Here is a 13,715-nt window from a genome sequence, read left to right as displayed (position 1 = left end):
CGGCCATACCCCCTGCGAAGCCTGCGACACGGGGACCTCGTGCGGACCTCGCGTTTGTCCTCAGAACAGCCCGAACCGGCGGTTGACCCCCGTGAGCAGGACCGCACCGCAGGTGACCAAGATCACACCGACGCAGCCGTAGAGGAGCACCGGAGCGCCCGTGTCGGCGAGACTGTCGGCGCCGTCCTCCGGGACCTCGCAGGAGGGGAGGTCGGCCTCGTCGTAGGCGCCCACCGCGAACGTCAGCACGCCTTCGTCGGAGCCCTGCGACGCCGTCGTGTGCTGGAACGTCAACCGGTAGACGCCGGGGGCCGTGAAACCCCACGTGGCGTGGCCGTGCTCGGAGGCGGTGAGCTGCCTGGAGTCGCCCGCGCCGTCGAAGACGACCTCGGGGGTGCCGTCCCCGTCCGTCTCGAACAGGACCGCCTTGCCGGGGCCGTCGGCCTCCGTGAGCTTCCAGGTGGCCGCCGTGCCCTCGGCGGCCCAGCCCACGGACGGGATCCCCGCCTGCGCCGCCTGCGGGAGCAGCCACGCCTCCTCGCCCGCGTCGCCCAGGAACGCCTGCCCCTCCGGGAGCGCGACCTTGGCGGCGTCCGGCACCCGGATGACGGCCTCGGCCGGATCCAGCCAGAGCGTGGAGCCGTCCTTGACGCCGGACTCGGCCTTCCCGCCGGTGACGCGGACGGCGTAGTCGACATCGCCGTCGGTGATGATCGTGCAGTCCGTGTCGGCGGGCTCGTCGTCCGTCTCGGTCGGCGAGGCCGTCGGGGACGGGCTCTCGGTGGGGTCGCCGCCGGCGCCGTCCGGGACCGTGTAGACCACGGGCGCCGACTCGGCAGACTTCTCGTAGTCGAGGAGGTACTTGGGGGAGAAGACCGCGGTCAGCTCATGCTCACCCTCGGCAAGCGCGAACTCCGCCTTCGCGACCCCTCCTTCGACGGCCACAGGTGCCGTCCCCAGGACATCGACCCCGTCCTTGAACTCCACGAACCCCCGAGGACTGCCCGCCTTTCCCCCGGCGACGGTCGCAGTGAGGGCCGTCTGCCCTGCCGTCGCGCCCGCGGCCGCGGTGACCGTCGTGGTCGTAGGCGTCGCGGCCACAAGGTCCTTGTTCGCGAGCACACCGGCGCCCACGAAGAACGTCAGGGTGATCGGCCGCGACGTCACCGTGGCGCTCGCCGTCTTCACGCTGATCGTGAAGGGCAGCCGGTACCGTCCTTGATCGCTGAACGTCCAGGAGAAGTCCTCATGCACGGCGCCGAGCTTGTGCGTGAGGAGGTTCTCCTTCGCGTCGGACGACAGAAGCCGGTTCGCTTTGGCGGCCGTCAGGGGCGGCTCGTTGAGCAGTTCGAAGGTGGCGCCCGCCGGGGCTTCCACCTTGTCTGCGAGGAGGTTGAGCGTGACCTCCGTGGTGCCCGTCGTCTGGACGTCGGCCGGGGAGATCCCCAGGAGCGGCCCCTTCGCGGCGTCCGCGACCTCGGGACTCGCCCACCAGTCTCCATCCGCGAGGGCGGGGGAACCGGTCAGCTGCACCTTGTCCGCATCGCCGAGCAGCACGTCCTTGTCCCCTGCCGCGACCGCGGGCTCGGCCTCGACGATCGTCGAGACCTCCAGAGCACCGTTGACGAGTTTCGGTACGAGGAGATCGACGTGTCCTGCCTTCACCGGCACCAGGTCGACGGCCGCCGGGGGCGCGGCTTGGGCGGGCCAGGACGCGGCGGCGAGGAGGATCAGGCCTCCGCCGAATGCCCCCAGGACTCTGCGCACCATCCACTCCCCCGTGTCGTCCAGGCGTCCGCGGCCAACCTTAGGAGGCGCGGTGCCGCGTCAGAAGAAATCCGTCTATACGACCAGCCGCAACTCTTCCAGCCGGTACAGCCGGAACAACCGGCGCTCCGAGGGATGTGCAGATTTGTTATGAGAAGGAAACAGGTGGAATGTCCAAGAGGTCAATGCCAGGCGAACGGACGGTGCGGCCATCCCGGACACCCCCCTGCGGAGGCCCGGCGAAGACTCCAGTGACAAGGGTCACACCTTGCCGAGCATCACGAGGACCCCGTCGGACAGGACCGACGCGCGCAACTCCACCCCGCTCGGCCGCGCATTCCGCGGAATGTCGTAGACGACGATTCCCTTGACCAGCCCGCCCGGCTCGATCTCCTCAAGAAGGCTCCGCGCCTTCTGCCCCAACCGTGCGGTGGCCTCACTGTCGGCCTCATATGCCGTTCCTCCGGCGATGAGCTCCTGCTCCACTCCGGAAAAGAACACGGGGCCGGTCCCGACATTGCGCACGGTCACGTCGAGGAGCACGAACTTTCCCCGGGCCGCCATCTCGCCGATCCTCTTCGGGCCTTTGCGGACCGCGGTCACCTTGAACGCCAATCCGCCGTCCTCGACGATCTCTCCGATCCGCCCCTTCTCCACGGGGGTCCTTCCCTCCGCCCCGAGCGGCACCGCACCGCCCGCCGGCGGCTGCCCCACCGCGGAGCATCCCGTGACCAAGGCCCCCACGAGCAACACGCAAACCACGCCCCGCACGATCCCCGCCCCTCCCCCGAAGCACTTGCCCCCGCAATTAAATGTCCCGTCACCACCTCTCGTTCAATCCTGATACCGAAAAGAATCCGCACAGTGACCAACTGGTTATTCACTAATGCAAATCCATGTCACCTGACACGTTCGCCGTCGCACCGCCGACAAGAACAGCGGACCCGCGAATTGCCACCGCCCGTGAAACCGACCGCACTCCCCCTCACGCCCGCCGCAGCATCCAGCCGTCCCCCGCCGCCCCACCCCCGAAACGCGAAGCGCCCCACCGGCCGAAGCCGGTGGGGCGCCTTCTGTGGAGCCATGGGGAATCGAACCCCAGACCTCTTGCATGCAAGGCAAGTGCTCTACCAATTGAGCTATGGCCCCATGTGCGTGGTCAGCGTACCGGGGGTCGGGGGTGAGTGGGAAATGGGGCGGCGGCGCCGCGGGTGGCGCGGCGCCGGGCCGTCCCCGGGGCGCCTTACTCGGCCGAGGTGGCCTCGGTCCACAGGTCGAGCTCGGCGCGGTCCTGCTGGAGGCGCTTCCAGACGGCGAAGCCGCCGAGCGCGAGGACGGCGAGCACGAGAAGCTTCTTCATGAGGACCCCTTCACCTTCGAAAGTGGACAGAACTCAAACCTAGCAACGCCTCGTACACTACCGAACCTGTCCTAGGTCACCTTCGGGGTCACCTTCTTCGCGGGACACAGATCCCTTCTGCTGCGGGCCTTCCCCCGCCCCGCGGAGCGTCAACCGGCGTCAAGGGCGCGTTCGAGGCGGGTGAACATCCCCTCGGCCAGGTCGCGCAGCCGGTCGGCGAGTTCTTCGCCGGACACGCCTTCGGCGAGCATCCCGGCGCTGGCCCAGTTGATGGTCCGGAGCACGCCCACGGTCGTCACCGCGGCCATCCTGACCTCTGGATCGTCCCTGCGCACCCCGTACGCCTCGGCGTACAGCAGGGCGAGGAGGCCCTCCAGCTCCTGCACGACCTCGCGGACCCGTCCCTGGAGGGCCGCCGAGTTCCGGATCACCTGCCGGAACGCCGTGAGCCGGTCGTCTCCGAAGCCCGTCATGGGGTCCCGTTCGTCGAGCATCACCAGGTACTCGGCTCTGATCGCTTCCAGCGGCGTCACCCCCTCTGGACGTTCTCTGACGGTCGAGGCGACACGTTCGAGGAGATCGGGGAACCTGTCGAGGAACAAGTCCTCTTTACGGGGGAAGTAGTTGAAGACGGTCTTGGCCGACACGTTCGCGACGGCCGCGACCTCCACGACCGTCACCTCGTCGAAGCCGCGTTCGAGGAACAGGGCAGTGGCGATGTCGGAGATCGACTGCCGGGTCTCCCGCTTCTTGCGCTCGCGCAGGCCGGGTTCACGTCGCACGGGACAAGCCTAAGATCACCGGACCGATGCGGGGGAGTACCTGCCGCTCAGGACCAGTCGAGCGGGTGGGCGCGCATCGCCGTCATCCCACCGACCGCGACCGGACGGAACCGGTGCACGGGCAGGACGGGCCGCTCCAGCGCCCTCAGATCCTCGAAGAGGCGTCCGGAGATCACGATCGAGCATGGACTGTCGAACCGGACCCGCCCGAGGTCCCTGACGGTCTCCAGCCCCGGCCCGCGGAACTGCCCGTCGACGAGCGCGGCGAGCCCCTCGTGCAGGGCGAGGACCAGCGACCCGGCGCAGCCGGCACGCAGCGCGTCCCGAACGGTCTCGACCATCGCGCCGAGCAGATCGGGCTCGTCGACCCCCGGAGGGAACACGCCCGTACGCAGGCCCGCCTCCGCCTCGTTCCACAGCGCGCGGTCGAACGGCGAACGGTCGATCAGTCCGCGCACCGGCGCGTCGGCCGCGAGCGCCAACGTGACCCGTCTAATCCCGCCCACCGGTCGGCTCATCCGATGATGGTCGCGCCGACCGGCGGGGGAGACTCCCTCTTTGCAGGGGTTTGCACCGGGACGGCTCGGACCGCCGGCTCAGAAGCCCTGCCAGAGGGATCGGAGCCCGACCTCGTCGAGGACGACGATCCGCCGCCAACTCGTCCGGACGAGGCCCGCCTGCCGGAACTCGTTGAGCACCCGTTCCGTGGTCGCCTCGCCCGCCCCGGCGAGCCCGCCCAGTTCGAATTGGCTGAGCGGCAGTCCTATGACGACGCCGCCGGCGTCCTCCTCTCCGTACCGTTCGGCGAGTTCGCAGAGCAGGCGCGCCAGCCGTTCCCTCGCGCCCCACGCCTTGGCCTCGACTCTTCGCTCGGTGGAGGTGCGCATCTTGGCGAGAAGACTGGCGATGACCTTGTTGCGTGTGTCCGAATGGTCGGCGAGGAAGGCGTCCATTGCCGACTTGCCTATTCGGACGGCCACAACGGTGTTGATGGCGGTGACGGTGGCCGTCCTGGGGCCTCCGTCGAGAAGGGCGAACTCTCCTATGAGGTCGCCCCGGGAACGGATGGCCAGGACTGTGTGGTTTCCGTCGGCGGTGTCCACGGTCACCTTGGCGAAGCCGTCGAGAAGGATGTACAGGACGTCGTTGTCCTCGTCGCCTTGGAGGACCAGGACCGCCTTGTGCGGAAACTCGACCTTGGTGCCCAGATGGAGGAGTTCGCTTCGCTCCTGTTCCGTGAGGGTGCCTATGAGGCTGCTCTTCGGCCACGAGCCTGAGCGTTCGGCCATCAGCGTCGCCCTTTCGGTGCGGGCCCGGTGATGGAGGATTCGGCGGGGTTCTCGGGGGAGCTGTCGGGGGAGGGGATGGCGGTCGTCGGTCCTGCGCGGTGATGGCCGATCCGGACTCGGCCTTCGGCAGCGCGGGTCGCACACGCCCGGTGTGTCCGGGTCATGGTCTCCTCAGCGTCGGTCGCGGCCCCGCCTCGGGGTTCCGGACGGCCGCCCCGGCCCTCCGGCCGCCCCGGTCGGCCCGGCGTGCGCTGCCCGTGCGCTCACCGGCCCGCGCTCCGGCGGGATTCCTGAGGACCATGGTGTCACGATTCACCGTATTCAGCCCCTCTATCCCAGCCGATAAAACTGATTTCGCCCGCTTCTCTGGTCGGTGTTCCGCAAATCCCGCCCACCCCTGCGATTAAGGCACCGAGTGCCCTTGACTGGACCGCCCAGAAACCCGAAAGATCACAAGGAATCCCCCATTCGAGGGAGTCTTCGACGGCCCCGCAGGACATCCTCGGGACTTGTCGGAAGCGGCAGGGGGCCGCGTCCCACGGGGGGCGGGGTCGGCGGCGGCGCGCCGGGAGCAATGCGCCCCGCCGACCCGGCATGCGGCCGAAGCGGCATGATCGGGGGCGTGGCGCGGAGGGAGGCCGGTGTGCCGGTGAACGTGGACGGGTTCGCGGCGGGACTGGGGGAGGAGCGGCTGCCCGCGTACGTGTACGACATTTCCGGGCTGGGGGAGTACGCCCGGGAGGTCGTCGCCGCGGTCGCGGGCGGAGCCGAAGTGTTCTACGCCGCCAAGGCCAACGCCGACGCGCCCGTGCTGCGCGCGGTGGCCGCCGAGGTCGCCGGGATCGAGGTGGCCAGCGGGGGAGAGCTCGAGCACGTCAGGCGGCTGCTGCCGGATGCCAGGATCGCCTTCGGCGGGCCCGGGAAGACCGAACGGGAACTCCGCCTCGCCGTCCGGCTCGGGGCCGAGCGCGTCCACGTGGAGAGCCCTTACGAGCTGCGCAGGCTCGCCGAGGCCGCCGAGGCCGCCGAGGGGGAGGATCGCGACGTCGACGTGCTGCTGCGCGTCAACCTCGCCGGCGACAGAGCGGGCGCGGCACTGGCGATGAGCGGCCCGTTCGGGATGGACCCCGGTCTCATCGGCGACTGCCTGCCGATCCTCGCGGCCGCGCCCCGGCTGCGGCTACGCGGGGTGCACGCCCATCTGGCGTCCGGCCTGGACGTGCCCGAACTCATCGCGCAGCAGCGCGAGATCCTCGACTGGGCCCGGCCTTGGCTGGCCCGCGCGGGCGTCACCCTTCCCGAGGTGAACCTGGGCGGGGGAATGGCCGTCGACTACGCGCGTCCCAACAAACGCTTCGACTGGGCCGCCTACGGCAAGGCGCTGTCTTCACTCGCCCTTCCGGGCGAGACCCTGCGCATCGAACCCGGACGGGCGATGACGGTTCACCACGGCTGGTACGTCACGGACGTCCTCGACGTGAAGACCGCACACGGACGTGCCTACGCCATCGTCCGGGGAGGCACCCACCACCTGCGCACTCCCGCGACGAAGGGCCATGACCAGCCCTTCCACCTCGTCCCCGGCCCCCGCCTCGGCGACGCGCCTTCCGTCCTGAACACGCCGGTCACCCTGGTCGGCCAGCTCTGCACCCCGAAGGACGTCCTCGCTCGCGACATCCCCTTGGAGCACGTCTGCGTAGGCGATCTCGTCGCCTTCTCCATGGCCGGCGCCTACGCCTGGAACATCTCCCACCACTCCTTCCTCATGCACCCCCACCCGACCTTCCACTACCTCTGAACGTCGGGCCTTCAGGCCACCGGGACGGGAACGTTGGACAGGCCGGATGTCGGGCGGAACGAACGAGCGAGCACCGCCTGGCGGCGCGTAGCGGCCCGGGAGTTCGCGAGCGCCTGGGACGAAGCGGCCTCCATCGCCGCCGAGCCGTAGCCGAAGCCCGATCCGAATCCCGACCCGCCGAACGGCGACGACCCCATGTTGCCGATGATCGACATCGACGTGACGTGCGAGCGGCGCATCGTGTCCGAGGCGAGCACGGAGTCGAGTTGGCTCCGCTGCCGCATCCGCAGCATCGCCCGGGCCGCGAGCACCCCGAGTCCGTCCGGGGACCGGATCGGCAGGGCGACCTGCGGCACTTCGGTGGCGGAGCTGTCCTTACGGCCGATGTTCTCCCCAATCATCATCATCGTGTCGTGGTCGACGCTCGCCCGTTCGGCGTGGATCCACCGCAGCTCCTCGAGGTCGGCGGGCGACACCGCGATCCTCCCGCGCAGCTCCAGGCCGCCCGGCGACCCCGCCAGCGCCGCGAGCCCCGCCTCCTCTCCCCACGCGACGCAGTCGTTCCACCCTGCGTCCACCGCGGCTCCCAGCTGCCCGAGGCCTTCCCCGACGTCCCCGCTCCGCCCGGCGAGGTCGGCGAGCAGCACCCGCACCAGCCCCTCCATCCAGCGCGGCCCCCTCGCGACGACCGCGGGCAGGACCCCCTCCAGGTCTCGCCTCCCCTGCTCGCGATCACCGCTGATCACCGCGCCGCAGGCCCCGTAGAACTCCTCGAATCCCATTTCCATGCCGCCCCACGCTAGGCATGGAATGTCCGCTTCGACCGTGAGCAGAGTCCCGCCCTGCCCGGGACCCGGAGACGAGCACCTCGCCCACGGCGTCGCACCTGGGCCGGGGCCGTGATCATGCTTCAGAGGCCCGCAGAACGCCACCAGAGGCCGCAACGCGCCGAGCCCGCCGCCGCGCACGGCGGAGCCCATCCAAGGCCGCAGCGAGCCGCTCAGGAGAGCGGCGTCCAGAGCTCGAGAAAAGGAAGGCCGCTTCCGGAAAACGGCCCGTCGAAGTCACCCCACTATCGCCCCGCTTTCCGGGCGGAAAGCAAAAAGGCCGCCTCCCCCTTACGGGGGACACGGCCTCTGAACTGGGTCTTTCTCCGGTGGGCGTACCAGGACTTGAACCTGGGGCCTCATCCTTATCAGGGATGCGCTCTAACCGACTGAGCTATACGCCCGGGGCGTTGCCTTGAGGGGGTTTCCCTCGGCGACGAGAAGTGAGATTACCCCATCGCGCGTGGCAACGCGAACTGGATTACTCGGCCTCCTTGAGGGTGACCTCCACGCCGCCGACGAAGTCCGCCGCGAGGTTGTAGATCACCGACCCGACGGTCGACAGAGCGGTGATGAGCAGCACGTTCAGGGCGCCGATGAGCGCCGTGTAGCCGAGGATGCGGCCGGCCGAGAACCAGCTTCCGGCGTCGGTGCCGCCCCCGGGGCTGCTCGTCGTCTCGTTGATCGCCTCCGCGATGGAATCGAACACGCCGAGGCCCGCGAGGATCATGTAGAGCACGGTGACCGCGACGAACAGGACCACGAAGCAGACCAGCGACATGATGAAGCTGAACTTCATCACCGACCACGGCTCGAACCGCGAGATCTGCAGGTGCGCCCGGCGCGGGTTCTTGCCGTCCGCACCGCCCCCGGCCTGCGTGGCGGCGGCCCTCAGCCGCGCGCCGAGTCCCGCGGCGGCCGAGGCCACGGGACGGTCCGTCGACGGCTGCTGTCCGGAGGGCGCGGCCGCCGCGCCGGGCGGCAAGGGCGCAACGCCTGCGGGCTGGGCCGCGGCGGGGCCGAACGCCGGGGCCCCCGCCCGGTCAGCGAACACCGAGGTGGCCGGTTCGGCGGCCCTCGCCCAAGGCGGGTCGATGACCGTTTCGGTGGTGGTGTCCCCGGCGCCGTTGGCGACGACCTTGTCCATGCTGCCTGCCTTATCCGCCTCGGCGGGACCCGGGGCGTCGGCCGACGCCGCGGCGGCACTGCCGTCCTTCGCGAGGTCGACCTGGGTTTCGGCCTTCCCCGGATCCGCCTTCGCCGCCGCGGCCTCGCCGCTCACGGAGCCCCCGGCCGCCCCACCCTCAGGCGGCCCGCCGGCCCGGTTCTCGTTCTTAGAGGTGGTGCTCACGAGTTCTCATTTCCCTCGTCCCCCGGCTCGGCGTCCGCGGAGTCCTCGATCGACTCTACGTTCCTGGCGATGGCGACCACGACGTCGCCCTCAGCGAGGTTGACGAGCCGGACGCCCATCGTCTGACGGCCGGACTGCTTGATCTCCCCGGCGCTGGTGCGGATGACACCACCGCTGGAGGTCATAGCAAATACCTCGTCTTCCGGTCGGACCATAAGGGCCCCGACGAGCCTGCCGCGGTTTTGCACGATCTTAGCGGTCAGCACACCCTTGCCTCCCCGTCCCTGGACGGGGTACTGCTCGGCGGGAGTGCGCTTGGCGTAACCGCCCTCGGTGGCGATGAGGACCTCTTCGTCGGCGCCTTCCCGGACGACGTGGAGGTCGAGCACCTCCCCGCCCTCCTCGAACCGCATCCCGATGACGCCCCGGGTGTCGCGGCCCATCGGCCGCAACTGGTCGTCGTCGGCCTTGAAGCGGATCGACTGGGCGGCGGTGGACACCATGAGCAGGTCGTCCTCGGGCGAGGCCAGACGTGCTGCGATGACCTCGTCGTCGTCCTTGAGGTCGATGGCGATGAGGCCGGCGGCGCGCGGCGAGTCGTACGCCGAGAGCGTCGTCTTCTTCACCATGCCGCCCTTGGTGGCGATCACCAGGTACGGGGCGACCTCGTAGTCGCGCAGGTCCATGACCTGGGCGATCTTCTCGTCCGGCTGGAACGCCAGGAGGTTCGCCACGTGCTGTCCGCGCGCGTCACGGCCGCTGTCCGGGAGTTCGTACGCCTTCGCCCGGTAGACGCGGCCCTTGTTGGTGAAGAACAGGATCCAGTTGTGCGTCGAGGTCACGAAGAAGTGCTCGACGATGTCGTCCTGCTTGAGCTGGGCGCCGCGCACGCCCTTGCCGCCGCGCCGCTGCGCGCGGTACTGGTCGGTGCGGGTGCGCTTGGCGTAGCCGGCCCGGGTGATGGTGACGACGACGTCCTCTTCGGCGATGAGGTCCTCGATGGACATGTCGCCGTCGAAGGGGATGATCGCGGTCTTGCGCTCGTCGCCGAACTTCTCGACGATCGCCGCGAGCTCATCGGCGACGATGGAGCGCTGCCGCTCCGGCGAGGCGAGGATGTCGTTGTAGTCCGAGATCTCCGCCATCAGCGACTCGTACTCGTCGAGGATCGCCTGGCGCTCCAGGGCGGCGAGCTTGCGCAGCTGCATGTCGAGGATCGCGCGCGCCTGGATCTGGTCGATCTCCAGGAGGTTGATCAGGCCCTGCTCGGCGTCGGACGCCGACGCGCTCGCGCGGATGAGCGCGATGACCTCTTCGATCCGGTCGAGGGCCTTGAGCAGGCCCTGCAGGATGTGGGCGCGCTCTTCGGCCTTGCGCAGCAGGAAGCGGGTGCGCCGGACGATGACCTCGATCTGGTGGGTCACCCACGAGCGCACGAACTGGTCGAGGCGCAGCGTGCGCGGCACCCCGTCGACCAGCGCGAGCATGTTCGCGCCGAAGGTCTCCTGGAGCTGCGTGTGCTTGTACAGATTGTTGAGGACGACCTTGGCGACGGCGTCGCGCTTGAGCACGATGACCAGGCGCTGACCGGTGCGGCCGGAGGTCTCGTCCTTGACGTCGGCGATGCCGGTCAGCTTGCCCTCGCGGACCAGCTCGGCGATCTTCAGCGCCAGGTTGTCCGGGTTGACCTGGTACGGCAGGGAGGTGACGACGAGGCAGGTGCGGCCCTGGATCTCCTCGACCTCGACCTCGGCCCGCATCGTGACGGAGCCGCGGCCGGTCCGGTAAGCGTCCTCGATGCCTCGGCGGCCGACGATGAGCGCGCCGGTGGGGAAGTCCGGGCCCTTGATGCGCTCGATCAGCGCGTCGAGCAGCTCCTCGTCCTCGGTGCCGAAGTTCTCCAGGTACCACTTGACGCCGTCCGCCACCTCGCGCAGGTTGTGCGGCGGGATGTTCGTGGCCATGCCGACGGCGATGCCCGCCGAGCCGTTGACGAGCAGGTTCGGGAACCGCGACGGCATGACGTCGGGTTCGGTCTGCTTGCCGTCGTAGTTCGGGGAGAAATCAACAGTTTCCTTGTCGATGTCCCGCAGAAGCTCCATCGCGAGCGGGGCCATCCGACATTCCGTGTAACGCATGGCCGCCGCCGGGTCATTACCCGGTGAACCGAAGTTGCCCTGGCCGTCGACCATCGGGTAGCGCATCGACCAAGGCTGGGCGAGGCGGACAAGGGCGTCATAGATGGAGGAGTCGCCATGCGGGTGGTAGGAACCCATGACGTCGCCGACGACGCGCGCGCATTTGAAGTAGCCGCGGTCGGGGCGGTACCCGCCGTCGTACATCGCGTACAGGACACGCCGGTGCACCGGCTTGAGCCCGTCCCGCACATCGGGCAGGGCCCGCCCCACGATGACCGACATCGCGTAGTCGAGATAGCTCTTGGCCATCTCGTCCTGGATGTCGACCGGTTCGATCCGGTCGTGCTGGCCCTCGCTGGTCACCTCGGTCACTGCGAACCTCTTCTACTGCGTCATGAAGTAAGGAAACGGTCTGGGTGCCGGCGGGCGTCAGATGTCCAGGAAGCGGACGTCCTTGGCGTTCCGCTGGATGAACCCCCTGCGCGCCTCGACGTCCTCGCCCATGAGGACGGAGAACAGGTCGTCGGCCTGGGCGGCGTCGTCCAGAGTGATCTGGAGGAGGATCCGGCGGGCGGGGTCCATCGTGGTGGACCACAGCTCGTCGGCGTTCATCTCGCCCAGACCCTTGAACCGCTGGATGCCGTCGATGGTGCGCGGGTCGCGGCGGCCGGCCGCGATGCCCTGCTCGATGACGAGGTCACGCTCACGGTCGGAGTAGACGTAGTCGTACTCCGTGCCGGTCTTGTTCCACTTGACCTTGTACAGCGGCGGCTGCGCCAGGTAGACGTGGCCGGCCTCGACGAGCGGCTTCATGAAGCGGAACAGCAGGGTCAGCAGGAGCGTCCGGATGTGCTGGCCGTCGACGTCGGCGTCGGCCATCAGGATGATCTTGTGATACCTGAGCTTGGTGATGTCGAACTCGTCGTGGATGCCCGCGCCGAGCGCGGTGATCATCGCCTGGACCTCGGTGTTCTTCAGGACCTTGTCGATCCTGGCCTTCTCGACGTTCAGGATCTTGCCGCGGATCGGGAGGATCGCCTGGAACCGCGGGTCCCGGCCGCCCTTCGCCGAGCCGCCCGCCGAGTCGCCCTCGACGATGTAGATCTCGGATTCCGAGGGGTCGGCGGACTGGCAGTCGCTCAGCTTGCCCGGCAGGGAGGTGGTCTCCAGCAGGCTCTTGCGCCGGGTGAGATCGCGCGCCTGGCGCGCGGCGACCCGGGCGCGGGCCGCCTGCGTCGCCTTGTTGATGATCTCCTTGGCCTCGCCCGGGTTGGCCTCGAACCAGTCCCTGAGGTGGTCGTTGCAGGTCTTCTGCACGAACGACTTCGCCTCGGTGTTGCCGAGCTTGGTCTTGGTCTGGCCCTCGAACTGCGGGTCGGAGAGCTTGATCGAGATGATCGACGTCAGACCCTCGCGGACGTCCTCGCCGGTGAGGTTGTCGTCCTTCTCCTTGAGCAGCTTCTGGTCGCGCGCGTAGCGGTTGACGATGCTCGTCAGCGCGGCCCGGAAGCCCTCCTCGTGGGTGCCGCCCTCGGCCGTGTTGATCGTGTTGGCGAAGCTGTAGATCGACTCGGTGTACGAGCCGTTCCACTGCATCGCGATCTCGACGGCGATGCCGTCGCCCTCGGCCTCGAAGTCGATGATGGTGTTGTGGACGGCGTCCTTCTTGGCATTGATGTGCCGGACGAAGTCCGAGATGCCGCCCTCGTAGTGGTACGTGACGCTGAAGGGGTCGCCGTCGTCGGTCTCGTGGCCCTCGCGCTCGTCGATCAGCGTGATCGACAGGCCCTTGTTGAGGAACGCCATCTCCTGGAAGCGGCGGCTCAGGGTCTCGAAGCTGTACTCGGTGCTCTCGAAGATGGAGTCGTCGGCCCAGAAGGTGACGGTCGTGCCCGTCTCCTCGGTCTCCTCGTCCTTGCTCAGCGGAGCGACCGGCACACCGATCTCGTACTGCTGGCGCCAGTGGAAGCCGTCGTTCTGGACGTCGACCTCGAGCCGCGTCGACAGCGCGTTCACCACGGCCGCGCCGACACCGTGCAGACCACCGGAGACCGCGTAGGACTGGCTGTCGAACTTGCCGCCCGCGTGCAGGGTGGTGAGCACCAGCTGGACGGCCGGCACCTGCTCCACCGGGTGCAGCCCGACGGGGATGCCGCGGCCCCGGTCGAGGACGCTCACCCCTCCGTCGTTGCGGAGCGTCACCACGATGGTGTCGTTGTGCCCGGCGAGCGCCTCGTCGACGGCGTTGTCCACGATCTCGTAGACGAGGTGGTGCAGGCCCCGTTCACCGGTGGACCCGATGTACATGCCGGGCCTCTTGCGTACCGCTTCCAGACCTTCGAGGACCGTGATGGAACTAGCGTCGTACGACAAAGGGAAGCCTCCTGCCGGGGACACCCACCG

Annotated in this window: 11 protein-coding genes and 2 tRNA genes; 1 reads left to right on the top strand and 12 read right to left on the bottom strand. The window is 69.0% G+C overall.

What is annotated here, in order from left to right:
* Nucleotides 1-60 precede the first annotated feature (60 nt).
* The 7 genes from ACYVOM_RS40500 to ACYVOM_RS40470 form a co-directional block, all read right to left on the bottom strand.
* On the bottom strand, nucleotides 61-1,767 hold the full coding sequence (locus tag ACYVOM_RS40500) for a choice-of-anchor M domain-containing protein (RefSeq protein ID WP_460308945.1): 1,707 nt from the start codon (nucleotides 1,765-1,767) through the stop codon (nucleotides 61-63).
* A gap of 261 nt (nucleotides 1,768-2,028) precedes the next feature.
* Entirely contained in the window at nucleotides 2,029-2,424 is a 396-nt protein-coding gene (locus ACYVOM_RS40495; RefSeq protein WP_460308944.1) for a DUF4352 domain-containing protein, read from the bottom strand.
* A 419-nt stretch (nucleotides 2,425-2,843) separates the two neighbouring features.
* Nucleotides 2,844-2,916, bottom strand: a tRNA-Ala gene (locus ACYVOM_RS40490).
* 94 nt (nucleotides 2,917-3,010) lie between these two features.
* Entirely contained in the window at nucleotides 3,011-3,127 is a 117-nt protein-coding gene (locus ACYVOM_RS40485; RefSeq protein ID WP_211360161.1) for a DLW-39 family protein, read from the bottom strand.
* A gap of 149 nt (nucleotides 3,128-3,276) precedes the next feature.
* Nucleotides 3,277-3,909 (bottom strand): TetR/AcrR family transcriptional regulator, encoded by a 633-nt coding sequence (locus tag ACYVOM_RS40480; RefSeq protein ID WP_460308943.1) that lies wholly within the window; start codon nucleotides 3,907-3,909, stop codon nucleotides 3,277-3,279.
* Nucleotides 3,910-3,956: 47 nt separating this feature from the next.
* Nucleotides 3,957-4,427 carry a hypothetical protein gene (locus ACYVOM_RS40475; protein ID WP_460308942.1) on the bottom strand — a complete coding sequence of 157 codons (471 nt, stop codon included), beginning with the start codon at nucleotides 4,425-4,427 and terminating at the stop codon, nucleotides 3,957-3,959.
* Nucleotides 4,428-4,505: 78 nt separating this feature from the next.
* Nucleotides 4,506-5,198 carry a Crp/Fnr family transcriptional regulator gene (locus ACYVOM_RS40470; protein ID WP_460308941.1) on the bottom strand — a complete coding sequence of 231 codons (693 nt, stop codon included), beginning with the start codon at nucleotides 5,196-5,198 and terminating at the stop codon, nucleotides 4,506-4,508.
* 622 nt (nucleotides 5,199-5,820) lie between these two features.
* Here ACYVOM_RS40470 and ACYVOM_RS40465 point away from each other — a divergent pair.
* Nucleotides 5,821-6,996, top strand: a complete 1,176-nt coding sequence (locus ACYVOM_RS40465; protein ID WP_460308940.1) for an alanine racemase — start codon at nucleotides 5,821-5,823, stop codon at nucleotides 6,994-6,996.
* An 11-nt stretch (nucleotides 6,997-7,007) separates the two neighbouring features.
* Here ACYVOM_RS40465 and ACYVOM_RS40460 read toward each other — a convergent pair whose 3' ends face one another.
* From ACYVOM_RS40460 to gyrB, 5 genes are all read right to left on the bottom strand, one after another.
* The gene (locus ACYVOM_RS40460; RefSeq protein ID WP_460308939.1) at nucleotides 7,008-7,784 is read right to left on the bottom strand and encodes a hypothetical protein; all 777 of its coding nucleotides are present in this window, start codon (nucleotides 7,782-7,784) and stop codon (nucleotides 7,008-7,010) included.
* Between the two features lie 369 nt (nucleotides 7,785-8,153).
* Nucleotides 8,154-8,227: transfer RNA gene (locus ACYVOM_RS40455), tRNA-Ile, on the bottom strand.
* 77 nt (nucleotides 8,228-8,304) lie between these two features.
* Nucleotides 8,305-9,174: a DUF3566 domain-containing protein gene (locus ACYVOM_RS40450; protein WP_460308938.1), complete on the bottom strand. Its 870-nt coding sequence runs from the start codon at nucleotides 9,172-9,174 to the stop codon at nucleotides 8,305-8,307.
* On the bottom strand, nucleotides 9,171-11,684 hold the full coding sequence (gene gyrA / locus ACYVOM_RS40445) for a DNA gyrase subunit A (RefSeq protein WP_460308937.1): 2,514 nt from the start codon (nucleotides 11,682-11,684) through the stop codon (nucleotides 9,171-9,173). The genes ACYVOM_RS40450 and gyrA overlap by 4 nt, the downstream gene beginning before the upstream one ends.
* Before the next feature lie 57 nt (nucleotides 11,685-11,741).
* Nucleotides 11,742-13,685 (bottom strand): DNA topoisomerase (ATP-hydrolyzing) subunit B, encoded by a 1,944-nt coding sequence (gene gyrB, locus ACYVOM_RS40440; protein WP_460308936.1) that lies wholly within the window; start codon nucleotides 13,683-13,685, stop codon nucleotides 11,742-11,744.
* Nucleotides 13,686-13,715 lie beyond the last annotated feature (30 nt).

This window comes from Actinocorallia aurea (assembly GCF_054783995.1).
This window is presented reverse-complemented; position numbering and strand designations above follow the sequence as displayed.